The organism is Aliivibrio sp. S10_S31 (genome assembly GCF_014694495.1).
Lineage (GTDB): Bacteria > Pseudomonadota > Gammaproteobacteria > Enterobacterales > Vibrionaceae > Aliivibrio > Aliivibrio fischeri.
Window position 1 is genome coordinate 62,084 of sequence record NZ_JAAUWR010000008.1, and the last position, 23,486, is coordinate 85,569.

Annotated in this window: 19 protein-coding genes; 10 read left to right on the forward strand and 9 right to left on the reverse strand. The window is 38.6% G+C overall.

The window, feature by feature from the left end; genetic code table 11:
• Positions 1-35: 35 nt before the first annotated feature.
• The 4 genes from HC728_RS08850 to HC728_RS08865 form a co-directional block, all read right to left on the reverse strand.
• Positions 36-434 (reverse strand): YchJ family protein, encoded by a 399-nt coding sequence (locus HC728_RS08850; RefSeq protein WP_190395323.1) that lies wholly within the window; start codon positions 432-434, stop codon positions 36-38.
• Between the two features lie 12 nt (positions 435-446).
• Entirely contained in the window at positions 447-1,649 is a 1,203-nt protein-coding gene (locus HC728_RS08855) for an EAL and HDOD domain-containing protein (RefSeq protein ID WP_017019756.1), read from the reverse strand.
• A 113-nt stretch (positions 1,650-1,762) separates the two neighbouring features.
• Positions 1,763-2,488 carry a UDP-2,3-diacylglucosamine diphosphatase gene (lpxH, locus tag HC728_RS08860; RefSeq protein ID WP_190395324.1) on the reverse strand — a complete coding sequence of 242 codons (726 nt, stop codon included), beginning with the start codon at positions 2,486-2,488 and terminating at the stop codon, positions 1,763-1,765.
• Positions 2,489-2,548: 60 nt separating this feature from the next.
• A complete protein-coding gene (locus HC728_RS08865; protein WP_005419869.1) occupies positions 2,549-3,046 on the reverse strand; it encodes a peptidylprolyl isomerase in 498 nt (165 codons plus the stop codon).
• A gap of 148 nt (positions 3,047-3,194) precedes the next feature.
• Between HC728_RS08865 and cysS the strand changes: the two genes are divergently transcribed.
• Both cysS and HC728_RS08875 read left to right on the forward strand, forming a co-directional pair.
• On the forward strand, positions 3,195-4,580 hold the full coding sequence (gene cysS / locus HC728_RS08870; RefSeq protein WP_190395325.1) for a cysteine--tRNA ligase: 1,386 nt from the start codon (positions 3,195-3,197) through the stop codon (positions 4,578-4,580).
• An 81-nt stretch (positions 4,581-4,661) separates the two neighbouring features.
• Positions 4,662-5,240: a thymidine kinase gene (locus tag HC728_RS08875; protein ID WP_011262167.1), complete on the forward strand. Its 579-nt coding sequence runs from the start codon at positions 4,662-4,664 to the stop codon at positions 5,238-5,240.
• Between the two features lie 87 nt (positions 5,241-5,327).
• Here the strand turns inward: HC728_RS08875 and HC728_RS08880 are convergent, their stop codons facing one another.
• A complete protein-coding gene (locus tag HC728_RS08880; RefSeq protein WP_190395326.1) occupies positions 5,328-7,865 on the reverse strand; it encodes a glycosyl hydrolase family 18 protein in 2,538 nt (845 codons plus the stop codon).
• Between the two features lie 615 nt (positions 7,866-8,480).
• On the opposite strand from HC728_RS08880, the gene HC728_RS08885 reads away from it, so the two are divergent.
• The 5 genes from HC728_RS08885 (at position 8,481) to oppF (ending at position 14,097) form a co-directional block, all read left to right on the forward strand.
• Entirely contained in the window at positions 8,481-10,145 is a 1,665-nt protein-coding gene (locus HC728_RS08885; RefSeq protein ID WP_190395327.1) for an ABC transporter substrate-binding protein, read from the forward strand.
• A gap of 103 nt (positions 10,146-10,248) precedes the next feature.
• On the forward strand, positions 10,249-11,169 hold the full coding sequence (oppB, locus tag HC728_RS08890; protein WP_005419859.1) for an oligopeptide ABC transporter permease OppB: 921 nt from the start codon (positions 10,249-10,251) through the stop codon (positions 11,167-11,169).
• Positions 11,170-11,183: 14 nt separating this feature from the next.
• Positions 11,184-12,086, forward strand: coding sequence for an oligopeptide ABC transporter permease OppC (oppC, locus tag HC728_RS08895; protein ID WP_012533085.1), 903 nt, complete (start codon positions 11,184-11,186; stop codon positions 12,084-12,086).
• Positions 12,087-12,136: 50 nt separating this feature from the next.
• Complete coding sequence (locus HC728_RS08900; protein WP_005419857.1) at positions 12,137-13,102, forward strand: ABC transporter ATP-binding protein; 966 nt, start codon at positions 12,137-12,139, stop codon at positions 13,100-13,102.
• On the forward strand, positions 13,102-14,097 hold the full coding sequence (gene oppF / locus HC728_RS08905; protein WP_063661541.1) for a murein tripeptide/oligopeptide ABC transporter ATP binding protein OppF: 996 nt from the start codon (positions 13,102-13,104) through the stop codon (positions 14,095-14,097). Before HC728_RS08900 ends, oppF begins: the two co-directional genes overlap by 1 nt.
• A 104-nt stretch (positions 14,098-14,201) precedes the next feature.
• On the opposite strand, the gene HC728_RS08910 is transcribed toward oppF, so the two are convergent.
• The 4 genes from HC728_RS08910 to HC728_RS08925 form a co-directional block, all read right to left on the reverse strand.
• Positions 14,202-15,350, reverse strand: coding sequence for a cupin domain-containing protein (locus tag HC728_RS08910; protein ID WP_190395328.1), 1,149 nt, complete (start codon positions 15,348-15,350; stop codon positions 14,202-14,204).
• Positions 15,351-15,415: 65 nt separating this feature from the next.
• Positions 15,416-16,153 carry a pyruvate formate lyase 1-activating protein gene (pflA, locus tag HC728_RS08915; protein WP_005419854.1) on the reverse strand — a complete coding sequence of 246 codons (738 nt, stop codon included), beginning with the start codon at positions 16,151-16,153 and terminating at the stop codon, positions 15,416-15,418.
• 159 nt (positions 16,154-16,312) lie between these two features.
• The gene (pflB, locus tag HC728_RS08920) at positions 16,313-18,589 is read right to left on the reverse strand and encodes a formate C-acetyltransferase (protein WP_005419853.1); all 2,277 of its coding nucleotides are present in this window, start codon (positions 18,587-18,589) and stop codon (positions 16,313-16,315) included.
• Between the two features lie 286 nt (positions 18,590-18,875).
• Positions 18,876-20,384, reverse strand: a complete 1,509-nt coding sequence (locus tag HC728_RS08925; protein ID WP_012533819.1) for a DUF3360 family protein — start codon at positions 20,382-20,384, stop codon at positions 18,876-18,878.
• A gap of 614 nt (positions 20,385-20,998) precedes the next feature.
• Here HC728_RS08925 and HC728_RS08930 point away from each other — a divergent pair.
• From HC728_RS08930 to HC728_RS08940, 3 genes are all read left to right on the forward strand, one after another.
• Entirely contained in the window at positions 20,999-21,769 is a 771-nt protein-coding gene (locus HC728_RS08930) for an ABC transporter ATP-binding protein (RefSeq protein ID WP_005419849.1), read from the forward strand.
• 73 nt (positions 21,770-21,842) lie between these two features.
• Positions 21,843-22,619: an ABC transporter substrate-binding protein gene (locus tag HC728_RS08935; protein WP_017019762.1), complete on the forward strand. Its 777-nt coding sequence runs from the start codon at positions 21,843-21,845 to the stop codon at positions 22,617-22,619.
• Between the two features lie 126 nt (positions 22,620-22,745).
• Entirely contained in the window at positions 22,746-23,486 is a 741-nt protein-coding gene (locus tag HC728_RS08940; protein WP_065623221.1) for an ABC transporter permease, read from the forward strand.

Genomic DNA, 23,486 nt, shown 5'->3' on the forward strand with positions numbered 1-23,486 from the left:
AAACGAGAGCAAAGGCTCTCGTTTTTTTATGTCTTTTATTTCACATCGCCATCAATATAGAACCATTTTCCATCTTCTTTGACAAAGCGAGAGCATTCTTTCAATTGATGCAGTTGGCCATCTTCTGAATAGGTCGCTTTAAATGTCACAAAACCTTCATTAGTATTTTCTTTTGATAATGAAGAAGAGATAACTTTAAGTTTACGCCAATCCAACTCAACAGAGTCAATAATACCTTCTCTAAACTCTTCCGCATTACAAGAAGGGTGGTAGGTATCAATAATATACTGCACTAATTCTTTAACATGGGCACTGTAACGAGAACGCATTAAAAGTTCAGGAGTTATTGCTAGTAAATGATTGTTATGAATAGGCTCACAACAAACAGAATAATTTTTTTTTGTACCGCAAGGGCAATGATTTGGTTTTGACATATTCAGACGTCTCTATTTTGCTATCTCATCTACCCATTTGGCAGATTCTTTATAACAAGCGGTAAATTCTTTTTCTGTAATATTTAGAACTCGACAGCATTCCGCAACGATACTCCAATCTGCTTTTTCATAGCTTTCGATGGCTAATATCAGCTTTCCTAATAATCCTTTACGCTCAGTCAGTGCTTGTTTTATTTCAATAGAAATAGGTAAATGCTGAATGAGTGTTTCAAGCGGTTGATCTAGTAAAGGCTCAAGTAAAGAAAACAGACCAACTAAAAAAGCTTGGCTTGGCTCTAATTCAATATCCGTTTTAGTTACGATTAACTCACATAATCTAGCACGGTGGATTGATAAGGTGTATAGAGATTGCGGTTTGTGTTGGGTTGCATGAGCCACAGCGACTAATGATACAAATTGGCGAAGCTTAGTTTCACCTAAATAGACTAATGCTTGTTTAAAAGAAGTGATCGGCTTGTCAATAATCGAAGATGAATTAACAAAGCGAAGCAGTTTATAAGAAAGTGAAACATCTTGAGTGATGTATTTTTCTACGGTGTTGAAATCAACACTAGGTGCAGAGATCTCTTGATACAACTGAATAATTGCAAGTTGATTTGGTTGAATTGCTCGTTGCTGAAGCATTTCAGGCTTACTGAAAAAATAGCCTTGGAAATAAGTAAAACCAGCATCTTTTGCTTGCTCAAATTCTTCGTAAGTTTCTACTTTCTCAGCTAAAAATTTAATATTGTATTTTTCACAATGACGAATGAATAGTTTTGCTTTCAGGATTGGCATTGTACGCATATCAAACTTGATGATATCAATGTACGGTAGAAAAGGGGTCCAGTCTGGGTTTGGCTCAAAATCATCAAGAGCAAGTTTGTAACCTAGTTTTGCAAGGCGTTTAATCGCTACTAATAATTCAGGGCTTGGAATACAGTCTTCCAGTATTTCAACCACTAAGTTATCAGGGTTAAAAAGCGTAGGAACCAGATTTAGTAGGCTTTGTTGAGGAAAATTAACAAAACCTAATTTATCATTTGTTGCATTGCAGTACGAGCTTAAAAAATGATCAGATAAGAGTCGGCTCGTTGCTTCTTCTGCTTCAACAAGTGGAAAAGTGTTTTTTGGACCGTCTCGAAATAATAATTCGTAACCAATCGTATTTTTACTTAGGTCTAAGATTGGTTGACGAGCAACATATGTGTACATAACAACTTTTCTCTACAGCGTGTTGAATCGGAACTGCGCTCATAATAAACGCTTTACAGTAAAAAAACTATGTTTCTTGTTTGAGACATTTAAAGGCAAACGATTAAAAATAATTATTTAAACTCTTTTTTGTGAAGTGAGTAGACTTTATCTGAATATTCAAGGATCGAACCTTGGCTATACCAGTCGCCTAATACTATGCGAGTCATCTCTTTATCATTGCTAATAAAGGTATGTGTATCTGGTCGGTGAGTATGTCCATGAATAAGACGTTGAACTCCTTCTTCTTGCATGACACGTTCAACTTCACTTTGAGTAACATCCATGATGCATAGCGTTTTAGTCTGTTTTTTCTCTTTAATCTTATCCTGAACGTTTTTTACTATACGCTGGCGAATGAAAAGTGGAATTCGGTTGAATACCCATTGAAGCCATGGTTTGTGCACTTTGGTTCTAAATTCTTGATATTTTATATCATCAATGCACAAGGTATCACCGTGCATAATAAGGACTTTTTCACCATCAAGGTCGATAACCGTGTGATCATCTAAAAGCTCAACTCCCGTTTCTTTACAAAAGCGTTTATTAAGCAGGAAGTCTCTATTACCTTGAATAAAGTAACATTTGACTCCTTTTTTCGTTAATGCTTTAAATTCATTTTTAACTAAAACATTAAATGGAGAATTATCATCATCACCAATCCAAAACTCAAATAAATCACCTAATACGTAGAGTTTTTCAGCATGTATGGCTTCATTCTGCATAAAATCAATAAAACAATCAGTGATGTCAGGGCGAAGAGGGGATAAGTGAAGATCAGAAATAAATAAGATAGTCATAAATACTTTATTGGTAATGAGAAAATGCCAGCTTCGAATAAAGCTGGCAAAAAAACAGAATTATTCTGTGATTGTTGTGCCTGTGATGAATACTTCTTCAACAGGAACATCTTGGTGTACGTAACCGTAGTTGCCCGTAGCAACACCTTTGATTTTGTTTACAACGTCCATGCCTTCAACAACTTCAGCAAACACACAGTAACCCCAACCATCTAGAGATTCAGATTTGAAATCTAGGAATTTGTTGTCGTTAACGTTGATGAAGAATTGAGAACTTGCAGAATGCGGTTCCATAGTACGAGCCATCGCTAATGTACCTACTTTGTTGCTTAGGCCATTGTTTGCTTCGTTTTTGATAGTTGCACGGCCAGTTTTTTCTTCAAGACCTGAAGTCATGCCGCCACCTTGAACCATAAAACCATCAATTACACGGTGGAAAAGAGTGTTGTCGTAGAAACCATCTTTACAGTATTGTAGGAAGTTAGCACAAGTTGCTGGTGCTTTGTCTTCGTGAAGTTTAACTGTGATGTCACCAAATGATGTATGTAGGATGATCATGGAATTACCTTTGTAATTGTATTTAAATAGAATTTGATTTTACCTAAGATTAATCAGAATCTACAGGGAATTTTCTTGCTATCAGCACTTAATATAGGTCTAATAGCTTATATATATCCTTTAAACAAATAATGAGTAAAAAAAGAGCATGTTGAAAATATATAACTCACTTACACGTCAAAAAGAAGAATTTAAGCCAATTACCGAAGGTAAAGTCGGTATGTATGTGTGTGGGGTTACCATTTACGATTTGTGTCATATCGGCCACGGTCGTACATTTGTCTCTTTTGATGTGATTTCTCGTTATTTACGTTTTCTTGGTTACGACTTAACTTTCGTTCGTAACATCACAGATATTGATGACAAAATCATTAAACGTGCCGCTGAAAATGGCGAAACATGTGATGCATTAACAGAGCGTTTGATTGCTGACATGCATGCTGATTTTGATGCGTTAAACATGAAACGCCCAGATGTAGAGCCTCGTGCAACAGAGTACATTAAAGAAATCGTTGCATTAGTTGAGCTATTAATTGAGCGTGGTTTTGCTTATGTTGCATCGAATGGCGATGTTATGTTTGAAGTGAAAAAATACGATGAATATGGTCGTCTTTCTCGCCAAGATCTTGAACAACTTCAAGCAGGCTCTCGTGTTACATTAGAAGAAGCAAGTGTAAAACGTAGTGGTATGGATTTCGTTTTATGGAAAATGTCAAAACCAGGTGAACCAACATGGGAATCTCCATGGGGACCAGGCCGTCCAGGTTGGCACATTGAATGTTCTGCGATGAACTCATCTATTCTAGGTGATCATTTCGATATTCATGGTGGTGGTTCTGATCTAATGTTCCCACACCATGAAAATGAAATTGCTCAATCTTGCTGTGCACATGATACACCATACGTAAACACTTGGATGCACAGTGGAATGGTGATGGTTGATCGTGAGAAAATGTCTAAGTCGTTAGGTAATTTCTTTACTATTCGTGATGTTCTTGCTCATTACGATTCAGAAACGGTTCGTTACTTCTTAATGTCTGGCCACTACCGTAGCCAATTAAACTACAGTGAAGAGAATCTAAATCAAGCTCGTGCATCACTAGAACGTTTATACACATCACTACGTGGTCTTGATTTATCAGTGACTCCTGCTGGTGGTGAAGAGTTTGTTGGTCGCTTCTCTACAGCGATGAATGATGATTTTAATACACCAGAAGCGTATTCAGTATTATTTGAAATGGCTCGCGAAGTGAACCGTCTTAAAACTGAAAATTTAGACACTGCGTCTAAATTAGGTGCTTTGATGCGTGAACTAGCAGATGTATTGGGTTTATTATCACAAGAGCCTGAAGCATTCTTACAAGGTGGAAGCAGCAATGATGATGTTGCGGAAATCGAAGCGTTAATTAAAGCGCGTAATGATGCTCGTGCAGCAAAAGATTGGGCAGCAGCAGATGCCGCTCGTGATGCGATTGCTGCATTAAATATTGTATTAGAAGATGGCCCAGAAGGAACAACGTGGCGTCGTAAGTAATACAAACAGTTTTATATAAAGGGCTGGTATTTCCAGCCTTTTTTATTACCAAATTTTTAAACTTTAATAGAGGACACATTTGTGGCACAAATGTATTTTTATTACTCTGCAATGAATGCGGGGAAATCAACAACACTTCTTCAATCATCATTTAATTATCAAGAACGCGGTATGAATCCTGCTATTTTTACAGCAGCGATTGATGATCGTTATGGTGTTGGTAAAGTAAGTTCTCGAATTGGTTTACATGCAGAAGCACACTTGTTTAATAAAGAAACGAATGTATTCGATGCAATTAAAGAGCTGCATGAAGCAGAAAAACTTCACTGTGTTTTAATTGATGAATGTCAGTTTTTAACGAAAGAACAAGTATATCAACTGACAGAAGTCGTTGATAAATTAAATATTCCAGCGCTTTGTTACGGATTGAGAACTGACTTTTTAGGTGAATTATTTGAAGGTAGTAAGTATTTACTTTCTTGGGCTGATAAACTGGTTGAACTAAAAACCATTTGTCACTGTGGCCGTAAAGCCAACATGGTGATCCGTACGGATGAACATGGCGTAGCCATTGCGGATGGTGATCAAGTTGCTATCGGTGGTAATGAATTGTATGTTTCTGTTTGTCGACGTCATTACAAAGAAGCATTAGGTAAATAGAGTTTACTTCATTAGCTTGTACGATTTGAAAAGAAAGACCAAGCTCAGACAAATGAACTTGGTCTTTTTATTTTTAAATGAAAAGGATTAGTTACAAGTAGAAATACCTACCTCTTTCCATACTCCCCATTCGCTAGATTTTGATGGTTCATCACCTTTTGTCCACCATTTCGCTTCCCATACTTTACCAGCTTGAGAAACTTGGTCACCACCATTATAGACTGTTGAAGCATCCCATGCGTTATCACAAGTTACTGGTGGCTCACCAGCATCTTTAAGTACAGTAATAGTAACACTTGCTGTGTTTGATGCTTGACCATCATTTGCTGTTACAGAGAAAGCAAAAGGTGTGTCAACAGGGTAAGAGGCCGCTGTAAAGGTAACTTTAGAACCAACAACAGTAGCATCAACACCTGTTGGAACGACCCATGTGAATGTTAATGGATCACTGTCTGCATCAGTTGATGTGGATGCATCAAGCGTAACCACATCGCCTTTATTTACTGATGTTGGAGCAACAATAACGGCAACTGGTGGGTTATTTACCGGTTCTGTTCCTTCAACGGTTACTGATACTGCGACTGAATCAGATGCAGTTGCACCTTTATCGTCTGTTACTTTTAGTGTGAATTGAAGTGTTTCAGATTGAGTAAAAGTATCAGTAGCAAAGCTTGGGTTAACAGAGTCTGCGCCACTTAATGTTACATTTGGTCCAGAAACTTGTGTCCATGCATAAGAAACAATCGAACCATCGCTATCCGAGGATAATGAACCATCAAGTTGTACAGATGCAGGTGCAATAACTGAAACATCTACACCAGCATTAGCGACAGGTTTTTTGTTTGCAGGAGGCGTAACTGTACCATCACCAGCAAGACCTTCTTGCATTGCATTTAGAATGTCACCATTATCAGCATCGATTTCCCATGCAAATAGACCGCCTAAGCCTAATGAACGAACATAGTCCCCTTTAGCTAAAATCGATCTTTTATTGTCATAAGTAACTAAATCACCATTGCTTGGATCATAAGCGTAAGCGGCTTGAGCTACTTCATCATAACCAACCTCAACACCAGCTTTATCTACGTAGCGAGTTACCACATCTTTATAATCGATAACGCCAGCTTCCCAAGAACCCGCGACTTTACCGTTACCAACACCTGTCATAGGATTTGTTGGATCTGTCATACTTTCGCGTGTAACACCTGTCCAACCACGTGCATACATAGCAGCACCAACAACCAGTTTCTTAGCATCAACACCTTGAGCTAATAACAAATCGATCGCATTACTTGTTGTGTATGCAGGTCCTTTTCTCGGTTCACCTTTATCATCAAGACCAGTACCGTCACATTCACCTTGAGACATATGAGATCCACAGTTTAGTGCCGTTTGATGACCAACAACATTATTCCAACCACCGTAAAAATCGTATGTCATTGCAAAGATGTAATCCATGTACTGCGATGCAGCGGCATAATCAACATCTTCAATTTTGTCATAACCAGCACCAATTGCTGATGTTAATTCATAGGTTTTTCCTGTTTCAGCACTTAATTCATCAAGCATAGCTCTTAATTCTTGCATTAATGCAACATAAGCAGGGCCGTCATTTACAGGGTCACCACCAGTAGCACTTGCACCGTCGCCACCAGGGAATTCCCAGTCAATATCTACACCATCATAAAACTTCCATGTTTTAAGAAACTTTTTAACTGAAGCAACGAAAATGTTTCGTTTTGATTTATCAACAAAATCGTAGAAAGGGTCAGATAGAGTCCAGCCACCAATCGATGGAACAATTTTTAGGTCTGGATAGCGTTGCTTAAGTGCCATCATTTGGCCGTAAGTTCCTTTATAAGGAGTACTATGAACGTGACCAGATTGTGGTTGTGGCATTTGAACCGCTGCCCATGGATCATGAATAACTACTTCGTAATCAGGAGTACCTGCACACGCACGGTTAAGAGCTGCTAGGCTGTTTCCATTTTCAATCTCACCTAATGATGGGTTAGGGCCACAAATTGGAATGAAACCATAAAGTATATGAGTTAAGTTTTGCGCGGGGATTTGGTCTACAGCAAATTTACGTCCATAAACACCCCATTCAACAAAATAGGCGCCTGAAACCATACCCGCAGGTGTGGTGTAATTGCCATTTGCAGGATCGACATTCATTGGTAAAGGATCTAAGTGACTACCATCCGTATCTGCTACAACAATTGATTTTGCAGCACTTGTACTACATTCTTCTGCTGCACCAGAACCATTACAAAGCTGCACCGTCATTTCATACTGACCGCCTTGACGAACCTGTAGAGTTGTTGACGCTTTTTGTGAAGCCGCAGGAGAAACACTTTCTTCATGAACAACAACACCATTTAATAGCACACGCCATTTTTCAGCAGGCTCGCCAGACCAACGATCCCATGTAACAGGAACTTCAGCAAAATCTTTTACTGTTACCAGACTTTTGTATGAGGTGGCTGCTTGATCGATCTCAATAATAGAAAAATCAGTTTCCATCCAAGAGATGATCGCTTGCCCTGGTGCTGCCGCAAAAGTTGGGGTAGAAAGAGCAAGAGTTATGGCTGCTGAGCACAGTCCAAGTTTCTTTTTAAACATAAATAACGTCCTTGATAAATTAATCCAAGTTGGATTACTGCTGAAATTTCAGCATCCATATTATCTTTGTTTATAATTTATAAATTTCCAGAAGAAGTGTTTAGTTTGGCATCAACCTTAGGTATTCACATGTTTTAAATGCAATTACAAAAAAAGAATGTTGGACTGCCCTAAAGAATGTCATTTTTTTATTGCTTTATAAAAATAGATGTTTATTTGCGCTTTGAATTTAGTTTTTAAGGTTTTTTTGCTTGAAATTCCATCGATATTATATTTTTTTGTTATGAAATTGTTGGGTTAATATGTGGTTTATTGATGAGAAACTAGACAAAATAGTAGGGGATTCTACCTTTATTAAGCTTTGTATTCGTTCAATCCATAAAGGATAAATAATCTGGTTAATTATTCGGTTATTTGTGATGATTTTAAAAATTATCGGGTGTTTTGTGACAAAAATGTGGCAAATTACTTCAATGATTGATAATGTTGCCCACAATTCTTCGAAGGATTTAATCTTTTTTAGGCGTATTTAACGTTTTTTAGATTTAAATGATTGGCGAGTCGTTTTGCCCGAAGAATGTCATGGATGCAAATTGAATGTATTGGAGTTAATGCATGTATAAGAATAAAATTACACAAGCTATTTTGCTTGGTGGCCTGTCACTAGCACTTGCTGGCTGTGGAGACAAAACCGCAGAGCAACCTGTCAAACAAACGAAACCTGCTGAAAAGCCTGAATCAACTGAAGTCGTATATGCAGATGTACAAGAGTTGGTTCGTGGTAATGGTACTGAGGTTGCGACTTTAGACCCTCATAAATCTCAAGGTGTTCCTGAATCTCACGTTATCCGTGATCTATTAGAAGGTCTTGTAAATCAGGATGCTGATGGTAATACGATCCCGGGTGTTGCTGAACGTTGGGAAACAACAGATAACAAAAAATTTGTATTCCATTTACGTAAAGATGCTAAATGGTCAAATGGTGATCCTGTAACTGCTGATGATTTTGTATACAGTTTCCAAAGAGCAGTGGATCCAATGACAGCATCACCATACTCTTGGTATATGGAATATACTAAGATGGCAAATGCAAAAGACATTGTTGCTGGTAAAAAAGATAAGAGTGAACTTGGTGTTAAAGCGATTGATGCTCATACTCTAGAAGTTCAACTTGATACTGCTGTTCCTTATTTTGTAAAAATGATGGGCCACACGACAGTGAAGCCTGTTCATAAGGCAACAATTGAAAAATTTGGTGACCAATGGACTAAACCTGGCAACTTCGTAGGTAATGGTGCATTCGTTGTTAATAACTGGGTTGTAAATGAACGTTTAGAGCTTGTTCGTAATGAACAATACTGGGACAACAAAGATACTAAATTAACTAAGGTTACGTTCCTACCTATCGAAAATCAGGTTTCAGAAATGAACCGCTTCTTATCTGGAGAATTAGACTTTACTAATGAACTTCCAGTTGAACACTTTAAACGTCTACAAAAAGAAGAACCGGATTCAGTTTCTGTTGTAGGTAGCTTATGTACTTACTACTACTCGTTTAATACTAAGAAAAAGCCATTTGATGATGTTCGTGTGCGTAAAGCGATTTCTTACGCTATTGACCGCTCTATTGTTTCAGACGTAATTCTAGGTCAAGGCCAAAAACCAGCTTATTTCTTAACACCTGAAATTACTGCTGGCTTTAATCCTGAACTTCCTGCTTATGGCAAAATGACCCAAGATGAGCGTAATGCAGAAGCAAAACGTTTATTAACAGAAGCAGGCTTTGGTCCTGAGAATCCACTTAAATTTACACTGCTATACAACACGTCTGAAAACCATAAGAAGATCGCAGTTGCGGCTGGTTCTATGTGGAAAAAGACACTTGGGCTTGAAGTTGTTTTAGAAAACCAAGAGTGGAAAACATACCTAGATTCTAAAGATCAAGGTCAGTTTGAAGTGGCTCGTGCGGGTTGGTGTGGCGATTATAACGAAGCGTCAGCATTCCTAACATTAATGGTAAGTAAGAACACGACTGGTGGTCAACACTACGGTAGTGCAGAGTATGATGCATTAATTGAAAAAGCCCTAGCATCAACTTCTGAAGAAGAGCGTAATGCTATCTATCTGGAAGCTGAGAAACTTCTAGCTAAAGATATGCCGATTGCTCCTATCTATCAGTATGTCAAATCTCGTCTATTATCTCCACAAGTAGGTGGCTTCCCAACGGGCAATGCGGAAGAAAAAATCTACTCGAAAGACCTATATATCAAAGCTAAGTAATTTAGCAAAATAAAACTATAAAAAATGTCACTACACGCAGGATCGCGTGTAGTGGCTAGATCCATCTTTTAATATTTTTTGTCACAGACTGGAAGAGTGAATTATGTTTCAATTCATTATCAAACGGATACTTGAAGCAATTCCAACAATGTTGGTTTTGATCACCATTTCTTTTTTCTTAATGAGATTTGCACCTGGCAATCCATTTTCAACAGAACGTCCACTTCCTCCGGAAGTTATGGCGAATATCAATGCAAAATACGGTTTAGATAAACCGGTATTTGAACAATATACAACTTATCTTGGTAATATCTTACAAGGTGATTTCGGTCCTTCATTTAAATATCAAGATTATACAGTAAATGAATTGGTTGAAGCGGCATTACCAGTGTCAGCTAAAGTTGGTTTTTTTGCGTTTATTTTTACGGTGATACTTGGGGTTACTGTCGGTACCTTAGCCGCATTAAGGCAAAATACATGGCTTGATTATACGATTATGTCCACCGCCATGGTGGGGGTGGTGATGCCATCCTTTGTATTGGCCCCTGCACTGATTTATCTCTTTTCTATTGAGCTTGGCTGGTTCCCTGCTGGTGGCTGGCATGATGGCTCATTTAAATACATGTTCTTACCAATTCTAGGTATGTCATTCCTTTATGTTGCGACTTTTGCTCGTATTACTCGTGGTAGCATGATTGAAACATTAAACAGTAACTTTATTCGAACCGCTCGTGCGAAGGGATTAAGTTATCGCTACATTATTATTAAACATGCATTAAAGCCTGCAATGTTACCTGTTGTTTCTTATATGGGACCAGCATTTGTCGGCATTATTACCGGTTCTGTTGTTATTGAAACGATTTTTGGTTTACCTGGAATTGGTAAGCTTTTCGTCAATGCTGCATTTAACCGTGATTATTCGTTAGTAATGGGGGTAACCATTCTGATTGGTTTCCTATTTATCTTATTCAACGCAATTGTTGATGTATTACTAGCAATTATCGACCCGAAAATTCGTTATTAATAGGGAATGGACGCATGTTAACGAAAAAAGAAAATTTAGAAGCGATCGAAAAGTTCTCTGAAAGTTTGGAGATTGAGGGTCGCAGTCTATGGCAAGACGCACGAATCCGCTTTATGCGAAACAAAGCGGCAATGATCAGTTTGTTTATTCTTACTTTGATGACCTTGGCTGTGATTTTTCTGCCGATGTTCAGTCAATATGCTTATGATGATACGGATTGGTACGCGTTGCACCAAGGGCCAAGTATGGCGCACTTATTTGGAACGGACAGCTTAGGTCGTGATTTATTTGTTCGTACTTTAGTTGGCGGACGAATTTCATTGATGGTTGGTATTTTAGGTGCATTAGTTGCTGTACTTATTGGTACGCTTTATGGCGCAACATCAGGCTTTGTTGGCGGTAAAGTTGACCGAGTTATGATGCGTTTTATTGAAATTCTATACGCTGTTCCTTTTATGTTTTTGGTTATCGTATTAGTGACATTTTTTGGGCGTAATATCGTGCTTATCTTTGTTGCTATTGGTGCAATTGCTTGGCTTGATATGGCTCGTATTGTTCGTGGTCAAACACTTAGTTTACGTAGTAAAGAGTTTATTGAAGCAGCACACGTGTGCGGTGTGAGTAAGTGGGGCATTATCACTCGTCATATCGTACCAAACGTACTAGGTATTGTTGCTGTTTATTCAACATTACTTATCCCGAGTATGATCCTAACTGAATCTTTCCTATCTTTCCTTGGTCTAGGTGTTCAAGAGCCGATGACTAGTTGGGGCGCCTTACTTCAAGAAGGTTCTCAAACTATGGAAGTGGCAATTTGGCAGTTAACTTTCCCAGCTTTATTTATGGTCGTTACCTTGTTCTGCTTTAACTATGTAGGTGATGGTTTACGTGATGCGCTGGATCCAAAAGACAGATAATCCTCTGTGTGGACAGTTAATTATTAAACAAATTTGAGCAGGAAAGAATTATGAGTTTATTAGATGTAAAAGATCTGCGAGTAGAGTTCACCACACAAGATGGTAATGTAACGGCAGTAAATGATTTAAACTTCTCACTAAAACAAGGTGAGACATTAGGTATTGTTGGTGAATCAGGTTCAGGTAAATCACAAACTGTATTTGCCTTAATGGGTTTATTAGCTAAAAACGGTATTATTACTGGTAGCGCAAAGTTTGAAGGAAAAGAGATCCTTAACCTTCCAGAAAAAGAGCTAAACAGTATTCGTGCTGAACAAATGGCGATGATCTTCCAAGATCCAATGACGTCACTTAATCCGTACATGAAAGTAAGTGAGCAATTAATGGAAGTGCTCATGCTACATAAAGGCATGGGTAAAGCAGAAGCATTTGAAGAGTCTGTTCGAATGTTAGAAGCAGTTAAAATACCAGAAGCGCGTAAACGTATTACGATGTACCCACATGAATTTTCGGGTGGTATGCGCCAGCGTGTGATGATTGCGATGGCATTGCTTTGTCGTCCGAAACTCCTTATTGCTGATGAACCAACGACTGCGTTAGATGTAACGGTACAAGCACAAATAATGGAATTATTGAATGAGCTGAAAAGTGAATTTAATACAGCGATTATCATGATTACTCACGATCTTGGTGTTGTTGCTGGTTCTTGTGACAAAGTGCTTGTTATGTATGCTGGTCGTACAATGGAATACGGTACAGTAAATGAAATATTTTACGAGCCAAGCCACCCTTATGCTGAGGGGTTATTAAAAGCGATTCCTCGTTTAGATACGGAAGGGGAAATCTTACCGACTATTCCTGGTAATCCACCTAATTTACTCCGTTTACCTACAGGTTGTCCTTATCAAGAACGATGTCATCGTGTCATGGACCGTTGTAAGCAAGAAGCTCCGATCTTATTGCCATTTGGTCAAGATCGTTTACGTGCTTGTTTTTCTGATCAGGAGACGTGGTAATGTCAGTAGATAAAAAATTAATTCTAGATGTAAAGAATCTTAAAGTGCATTTTAGCATTGCAGCCAAATCAGTATGGCCTTGGGCTAAACCTGCAAACTTAAAAGCGGTTGATGGTGTTAATGTTCGTCTATATGAAGGTGAAACACTGGGTGTCGTTGGTGAATCTGGTTGTGGTAAATCAACCTTTGCTCGTGCCATTATTGGTTTAGTGGAGGCGACAGATGGTGAAGTAGTTTGGTTAGGAGAAGATCTGACTAAATTAGAAGATGAACCACTTCGTCAAAAGCGCAAAGAAATACAAATGATATTCCAAGATCCTTTGGCATCATTGAACCCTCGTATGACAGTAGGTGACATTATTGCTGAGCCATTACAAACTTTTTATCCAAAGCTAACAAAAGATGAAGTGAAGGATCGAGTAAAAGAGATGATGGCAAAAGTAGGTTTGTTACCTAACGTAATCAACCGCTACCCTCATGAATTCTCTGGTGGACAATGCCAGCGTATTGGTATTGCACGAGCACTTATTTTAAAGCCAAAGATGATCATTTGTGATGAGCCAGTATCGGCTTTGGATGTATCAATTCAAGCACAGGTAGTAAATTTACTTAAAGAACTTCAAAAAGAACTTGGTTTAAGTCTAGTCTTTATTGCTCACGATTTATCGGTTGTGAAGCATATTTCAGATCGTGTTCTAGTTATGTATTTAGGTAACGAAGTTGAACTTGGTGAGTCTGACGCGTTATTTAGTAATCCTAAACACCCTTATACAAAAGCCTTGATGTCAGCAGTTCCAATTCCTGATCCAAAGCTAGAAAGAGCAAAAACGATTGAAATGCTAGAAGGGGATTTACCATCTCCAATCAATCCACCATCTGGATGTGTGTTCCGTACACGTTGTCCTCAAGCAACAGATGCATGTGCAGAAACAAAGCCTGAACTAAAAGGTAATGATGTACACGCTGTATCGTGTTTGGCGGTAGCAGATATCTAATAAAAACCCATCATGATATTTATGATGGGTTAAAAAATGTATTTTAATTCAGCCTGTGACAGGCTTAAGCGCGATAGGCAATTTATATCGCGCTTTTTTTGTACTTATTCCGCGTAAAAATAACCGATATTTACCAGTTGAAGTAAGTTAGCGACTGAATGAGGGTCTAGTAAAAGTTGTCCAATATTGTTCTGTGTTATCTCATTAGCTTCACATAATGTAACTACATCATTTTTCATTTTTAATGGGAAAACATAACTTTCACCATCAATAAAAAGAGTCATGTTTTCTTCACATGATTCTACTTCATGGTAAAACGAGCGGACGCCTGCCACTTTGATCAATGCTTGACCTGAATGTAAGTAATTAAGCAACTCTTCAGCTGTCCACTTTTCAGAATCTGGAATGATATTTAAATGATGACGAGAGTTACTTAAGTACTCTCCCATAAACTGCTTTAGCGTTTGCTCATCTGACATTGCGCTTAACATCATGGCTTTTAAGTCTTCAAAGCTTCTTGTTGTGATTTCGCTACCATGACTTTGTGTCGAGAGTTCAGGGTTATGATAATGAACATCACCTTTTTCATTCTCAATAATGAAGTCAGCAAAATTACTGATTAACTCTTGTTCTTTTGGAGAACGAAAACCTGCTGAATAACTCATAGATGGCTCTAAGGCGTAACCATCATGTGGGAAGCCTGGTGGAATATAAAGAATGTCACCAGGCTCTAGAATTTGATCGATAATCGGTTCAAATCCAGTAATTTGTTTCAATGCAGAATGTCTATGTTCTTCTTGATATTCACCGATATCGCCAACACGCCAATGACGCTTTCCCTGACCTTGAATAATAAATACATCATATTGATCAATATGTGGACCAACACCGCCATGAGGCACTGAATAGCTGATCATGATGTCATCAAATAACCAATTGGGCATTTGTTTAAAAGGCTTGAACAATTCTGCTGCGCCTTCGTGCCAGTGATTAGCTGCTTGGAGGATAATAGACCAATTGGTCTCTCCAAGGGTTTCATAAAGATCTTCAGATAAAGGGCCGTGCTCTGCTTTCCATTCGTTATTAGCGTTAGAAATGAATCGAGAATCGACGTCGTTTTCTAAGGTCAGTCCTGCTAGCTCTTCTGGAGTAACAGGATCTTGAAAGTTCTCAAATCCACCTTTGATGATCACTGGTTTTTTTTGCCAATACTCAGATAGGAATTCTTGTAGCGAAAAACTTAATTGATACATTATTTTTTCCAATAAAAATGCCCGAAGATCGGGCATTTGTGTTGCTTAAAAAGGGAACGACGTAATTAATATTTTACGTTGTTGTGGTATTGACTTAGGATTTCGACCATTTTTTCCATCGTTTCTTTTGATGGAGGGTTTACGCCCTCAAGAGGGTAGTCATGACCTAATGCTTCCCATTTATGAGCACCTAATTTGTGGTATGGAAGTAATTCTATTTTCTCAATGTTATCCATATCTTTAATAAAATCACCTAGAAGGTGTGCTGATTCTTCATCATCAGTATAGCCAGGAACAATAACGTAACGGATCCATGTTTTTTGTCCAATCTTATGAAGATAACGTGCAAAATCAAGAACTCGAGTATTTGATACACCGATGAATTCTTTATGGATGTCATCTTTCATCTGTTTTAGATCAAGCATAACAAGATCTGATGCTTCTAAAACTTCATCAATTACATCCGTGTGTTTGCGAATATACCCATTGGTATCTAAACAAGTATGGATACCTTCTGCTTGAGCTGCACGGAAAAAATCACGTACAAATTCAGGTTGTAGCATTGCTTCACCACCTGAACAAGTAATACCGCCTCCTGAGGCTTTCATAAAGTGACGGTAGCTTTTTGCTTCTTCAATCAATTCAGCAACGGTCACTTCTTTACCATCATGTGTATCCCAAGTATCACGGTTGTGGCAATACATACAACGCATTAAGCAGCCTTGTAAGAAAACAATAAAGCGAATACCAGGACCATCAACAGTTCCACATGTTTCAAAAGAGTGAATACGACCTACAGACATGACGACATTTCTCCGAACTATAATTATGCGGTTATTTTATTACAAAAGCGGTCAATTAAGTAGTAATGAAGAAGAGAAAGGGGAGAGAAACTTTAATTTAAGGTAATAAAAAAGCCCCACCAAAATGGCAGGGCTTAATTCTACTTAATTAACGCTGAATTATAGTGATTCAGTGAAAGTACGTGCGATTACGTCTTTTTGTTGTTCAGTAGTTAGAGAGTTAAAACGCACAGCGTAACCCGATACACGGATAGTTAGTTGTGGGTAGTTCTCTGGGTGCTTAACTGCGTCTTCTAGAGTTTCACGGTTAAGAACGTTAACGTTCAAGTGTTGACCGCCTTCGATGTTTGCTTCGTGGTGGAAGTAACCATCCATTAGGCCAGCAAGGTTAGAACGACGGTTGTCATCGTCTTTACCTAGAGCGTTAGGTACGATAGAGAATGTGTAAGAGATACCATCTTGTGCATCAGCAAACGGTAGTTTACCTACTGAAGTTAGAGATGCTACAGCACCTTTCTCATCACGGCCGTGCATTGGGTTAGCACCAGGAGCAAAAGGAGCACCTGCTTGACGACCATCTGGTGTATTACCAGTTTTCTTACCGTATACAACGTTAGATGTAATAGTAAGGATAGATTGAGTTGGGATAGCGTTACGGTACATTTTCAGTTTACGGATTTTGCCCATAAACGTAGAAACTAGTTCACATGCGATATCATCAACGCGTGGGTCGTTGTTACCAAATTTAGGGTAATCACCTTCGATTTCGAAATCGATAGCGATGCCGTCTTCGTCACGTACAGGTTTAACTGTAGCGAACTTGATTGCAGATAGTGAGTCAGCTGCAACAGAAAGACCAGCGATACCACAAGCCATTGTACGACGAACGTCACGATCATGAAGAGCCATTAGAGACGCTTCGTAGCTGTATTTGTCGTGCATGTAGTGGATAGAGTTCAATGCTGTAACGTATTGAGTTGCTAACCAATCCATGAAGTGATCTAGACGATCCATTACTTTAGCGTAATCAAGAACTTCGTCTGTCATTGGCGCTTCTTTAGGACCAACTTGCATTTTCAGCTTCTCATCAACACCACCGTTGATTGCGTAAAGCATAGTTTTAGCAAGGTTAGCACGAGCACCAAAGAATTGCATTTGCTTACCAACAACCATTGGAGATACACAACAAGCGATTGCGTAGTCATCAGATTGTAGGTCAGGACGCATTAGGTCATCATTTTCGTACTGGATAGAAGAAGTATCGATAGATACTTTCGCACAGAAACGTTTGAAGCCGTCAGGTAGTTGCTCAGACCAAAGAACAGTGATGTTTGGCTCTGGAGAAGGACCCATTGTGTATAGGCTGTTTAGGAAACGGAAGTTAGTACGTGTAACTAGTGTACGACCGTCAAGACCCATACCACCCATAGATTCTGTAGCCCAGATTGGGTCACCAGAGAATAGTTCATCGTATTCAGGAGTACGTAGGAAACGAACCATACGTAGCTTCATTACGAAGTGGTCGATCATTTCTTGAGCTTGTTCTTCAGTTAGAAGACCAGCATCGATATCACGTTGGATGTAGATGTCTAGGAAAGTCGAAGTACGACCTAGAGACATTGCAGCACCATTTTGTGATTTAACAGCAGCTAGGTAACCGAAGTAAGTCCATTGAACCGCTTCTTGAGCTGTAGTTGCAGGGTTAGAAATATCGAAACCGTATTTCGCAGCCATTTCTTTGATTTGACCTAGAGCACGGTGTTGCTCTGCAATTTCTTCACGAAGTTGCATAGTTGCTGTTAGATCTTCGCCTTTCTCAAAACGCTCTTGTAGAGACGTAAATTGAGCAAGCTTGTCTTTCATTAGGAAGTCAATACCGTAAAGTGCTACGCGACGGTAATCACCAATGATACGGCCACGACCGTAAGCATCTGGAAGACCAGTTAGAACACCTGATTTACGACATTTTAGGATGTCTGGAGTGTAGATATCGAAAACACCAGCATTGTGTGTTTTACGGTATTCAGAGTAGATTTTTGAAATCATAGGATCAAGTTGACGATCGTATGCTTTACAAGAACCTTCAACCATACGTACACCACCGTTAGGGATGATAGCACGTTTTAGAGGAGCATCAGTTTGTAGACCTACGATAGTTTCAAGGTCTTTTTCGATGTAACCAGCATCGTGAGCAGTGATGGTAGAGATAACGTCAGTATCAAAATCAACAGGTGCGTGAGTTGCGTTTTCCTGTTTGATGCCTTCCATTACTTTAGCCCAAAGCTTGTTAGTTGCTTCAGTACCTTCAGAAACTAAGAATGCTTCATCACCTTCATATGGTGCATAGTTCTTTTGGATGAAATCGCGAACGTTAACTTCGTTTTGCCACTCACCGTCTGCAAAACCTGTCCAAGCTTTAGCAAATTGCTCTGCCATGATATACCTACCTTTTTAGTAGAAAAAATACGTACTATTAAAATGGGTTTGAGTTACCCATAACCTTCCTTAGAAGGAAAAATAGTACACTCAATTTAATAACAATATAAATAATTACAAAATCTAGCTTATAAGCATATATATTGCGACTAACCACTCTATTTTTCAAGATTACCTTAAACTTTTTTTGCAAACCTTAAACTAAATCAATAAATTTTCAATTTTTTTAATAAAAAGGGGTAACTTTTTTTGTTACCCCATAAGTATTATACGTTAGGTGAGGCGACTATAGTAGTGCCTTGATGCCATATTGACCTTCAAGCATACCAACAGCAAGCATAGCAATTAAACAAATTACTAATACGCCACCAGGAATAACGATACGGTCAACAAAAGAAAGATTCTTAGGACGCTCTTTATCACCGATTAAACCATTGTTATCAAGAAGCATAGTCATTGCCCATGCTAAAACAGGGTTTGCAACAGCAGCAGCAAAGATACAAATACCTGCAGATTGTGCGTCTTTGTTCTCTTTAACCATTTGAACACCAGCTTCAAGCATTGGTAGGAATACACCTACTAACAGAGCCATACACATAACTGGTGGCCATACTGCGACATCCATTGGGAAACCAAGGATAGCGATAACCATAACAATCGTACCTAGAAGGATAGCACCACCAGGGATAGGACGCTTAGCAATCGCAGCAGGGATCATATATGTACCCCAAGAAGACGTGATGTTACCACCACCAACAGCTGTACCTACCATTTGACGGATTGAACACATAGTCATCGTGTCATCAACATCCATTAATACTTTTTCAGTACGACGAGGGTAGTTTAGTTCTTGGAAGATACGGTGGCCAAGGAAATCTGGAGACCACATAGCAACAGCAAGAATAGCAAATGGTAAAGACGCTAAGAAGTGTTGTAGGTTTGGTAGGCCAAGCATCCAACCTTCTTCAGTTGAGCCCCACCAGTAAACAGGGTTTAGATTAGGAAGACCCATTTCAGTTTCAAACTTAAGGTCAAAACCTGCACCTAGAGCAAGGGCTACTGCTAGACCTGCAAACGCACAAGCTGGGATTGCTAACCAACGTTTGTTGATACGAGCAAGGTAAGCGTACAGAACAATGTTCACAGCTAATACAATCAAACCAACATAGCCAAAATTGCCTTCTAAGCCTGTTGACCAAGATTGGATTTTGCTAATTTGGCCCATTGCACCGCTGAAGCCTAAGAAAACAAGTAAACCACCGGCAACCCCTTCCGATGTTAGGTTAACCAGTTTTGAACCACCTTTAAAGTAACTTAGTAGTAAGCCGAATACACCTAATAAAATGGCAAGAGCAAGAGGGTGTGCACCAGCTAACGCGATCGCACCGATAAGTGGGATCATAGGGCCATGGTTACCTGCAAGGTTAGCGCGAGGGTTAAAGAAACCAGAAGCTAAGATACAGAATAAGAAAGCAGGGATAAGCATTTCAACACGTGCAACTTCGATAGCAAAATCTTTGCCTAAAGTAATGTGAGGCCATGCTTGTGTTAGACCGTCAGCCCAAGACATCATTACAGCAGAGTACATTGCAATGATACCAATCGTACCCGCTAGAGCAGGAACAAGATCTTCTAGTTCAAAACGGAAATCACGGCCTGGTAAGTTTAAACCAAAACGGCGTGGTTTCATGATTTGAAGTTCATGATCTAAGTAATCTGAACGGCTATTGAACTCAGAAGCTGGGCGGTGTAATTCGCTATAGCTTTTTTCGTTCAGTTCTTTGTCTGTAGACATAGAATCCTCATATGGAATTTAAAGTAAATAATGAATCAATACAGTAGGTATTGAAGCTTGTTCTTTTTATTTTCGCCGAGTGTAGCACACGAAAATTAAGCCAATGATTGATCTCGATCACTATATAATTGTATATGAAAGAAAACTACAAAATGAGACCGTTAACACTTTGGTATTATTATGTTAATGATAAAAATATCAGTCATAAATCTCTTTAATATCAACTTACTACAGTGTTTTTGATGCATTTTTTCAATGGTATCAACAATATTGAACTTGTTAACAATTCTTAATAAAGCATAAATAATAGCAGTAATTCGTTTACATGTAATACGTGGTATTCGTGCTATAGGCCGTATTTTAAAACAATAATGAATCATATTCACTTGTTTATATAATGTTAATTGTTTGCTGAATGTAAATTTTCAAATAGGGAATAAAACATTGAAATTCGCCATTTAGTATGAATAAGAATTCAACTAATGTTTAATTTACGTTCCTGAAATACACTTTAGTTAATAAATTGTTGCCTGTGGTAATTTTGAGTGTTAAATTCTAAGAATAAAGTGAAAAGCAAACGATTAATGTGTAGCTGAATTAGGAGTATATGGCGCATGAAGGATGCAGTCGCGCTAGAAATAAAAGATTTACACAAGCATTTTGGCCAAAATGAAGTACTAAAAGGTATTTCATTAGAGGCAAATAAAGGTGATGTGATTTCGATTATTGGTTCATCAGGCTCAGGTAAGAGTACTTTTCTACGTTGTATTAATTTACTTGAAACGCCAAGTAAAGGTGAGATATGGGTAAATGGTGAACTGATAGAAATGAAAAATAATCGTTTAGGTGAATCCGTTCCTGTTGATGAAAAGCAAGTTCAGCGAATTCGCTCACGTTTGGCTATGGTTTTTCAAGGGTTTAATCTTTGGTCTCACATGACTGTATTGCAGAATGTGATTGAAGCACCAGTACATGTATTAGGTATGCCAAAAGCACAAGCAATTGAAAAAGCAGAACAACTTTTGAAACAAGTTGGATTATATGAGCGCAGAGATTATTACCCTGGACATTTATCTGGCGGTCAACAACAACGAGCGGCGATAGCACGAGCATTGGCGGTTGACCCTGAAGTGATGTTGTTTGATGAGCCAACCTCTGCTCTAGACCCTGAGTTAGTTGGCGAAGTCTTAGGAGTAATGCGTGACCTCGCTGAAGAGGGACGAACTATGTTGGTCGTTACTCATGAGATGGCCTTTGCTCGTGATGTTTCAAATCATGTGATGTTTCTACATCAAGGATTGGTTGAAGAGCAGGGAGATCCAGCGAAGCTGTTTACTAACCCAGAATCAGAACGTTTACAGCAATTTATTTCATCTATTTATTAAACATATTGTAAAGCAAACACTACCAATAAAAATTAAATCAATTAAACGGAATAAAAGTTACAGGAGTAAGGAAATGAAAAAGTGGTTATTAGCAGCAGTTGTTGCATCAACAGCACTAACAGGCGCAGCTCAAGCAAAAGAATGGAAACAAATCCGTTTTGGTATTGAAGGCGCTTATCCTCCATTTAGTTGGACAGAACCTTCAGGCGAACTTAAAGGTTTTGATGTCGATATTGCCAATGCTTTATGTAAAGAAATGGAAGCTCGTTGTAAAATCGTAGCACAAGATTGGGATGGTATTATTCCTTCACTGCTTGCACGTAAATATGATGCAATCATTGCTGCAATGTCTATTACAGAAGAGCGTAAAAAGAAAATAGACTTCACGGAAAAATATGCATTAATTCCCAATAAATTTGTCGCTAAAAAAGGCACTGATTTAGTTATGACTAAAGAAGGCTTAAAAGGAGTAACCGTAGGAGTTCAACGTGCAACAACACATGATAAATACCTAACTGATAACTTTGGTAAAGGTGTTGATCTTAAACGCTACGGTTCATTTGACGAAGCCTATTTAGATCTAAAAGCGGGTCGTATTGATACGGTTTTAGGTGATGCATCAGCACTAGAAGAGGGTCTTCTTAATAAACCTGGCGGTAAAGAATATGAATTTGTTGGTCCGTCACTAACTGATCCAAAATGGTTTGGTGAAGGTTTTGGTATCGCAACACGTAAACAAGATAAGGATCTAACTGAGCAATTAAATGCTGCAATTGATTCTTTACGTGAAAAAGGCATTTATCAAGAAATTGCTGCAAAATACTTTAACTATGATGTGTATGGCGAGTAATTGTTGAGTCAGCCTTAAGGGAGGAGGGTGGAATATACCTCTTTCATTCTAATAGTTATAGCAACGCCAATGAACCATTTTTGATATGTATTGGCGTTGTTATTAAAGCGAAAGCTTGGAAGTAGTATGTTAGATTTACAAGGATATGAATCCTCCATTTTAGATGGAGCATTGGTCACGCTGCAGGTTGCGCTCCTATCTCTTTTCTTAGCCGTATTTCTTGGTTTACTTGGTGCTTTGGCGAAAATGGCTCCATATCGTTGGGCTCGATCTATTGCCACACTTTATACAACTATTGTTCGAGGGATCCCTGATTTAGTATTAATGATGCTACTGTTTTTTGGCGGACAAATGCTATTAAACAATGGGTTGTATGCGAGTAATGAATGGATAAATGAGTGGATGACAAACTCAAACCCAGATCATGAATGGGTTTCTTATCTTCCTGATTATATAGAAATTAGTCCTTTTATCGCAGGTGTCCTAACCATTGGTTTTATTTTTGGCGCGTATATGGCTGAGACATTTCGTGGTGCAATCATGGCGGTAGATCGTGGTGAAATGGAAGCAGCAAAAGCCTATGGTATGAGTGGCATGATGGCATTTCGTCGTATTTTGTTTCCGCAAATGATCCGTCATGCGTTGCCTGGTTTTGGTAACAATTGGTTAGTTCTACTTAAAACTACTGCTTTGGTTTCGATTATTGGTTTAGAAGATATGGTTCGTGTTAGCTCAATGGCTGCTGGGACAACTAAGATGCCATTTACTTTTTATATGACAGTGGCTTGTATTTTCTTATTTTTCACAGCAGTTTCAACTGGTGCGTTAAAACTTATTGAACGTAAATTTAGTATTCACATGAGGTAA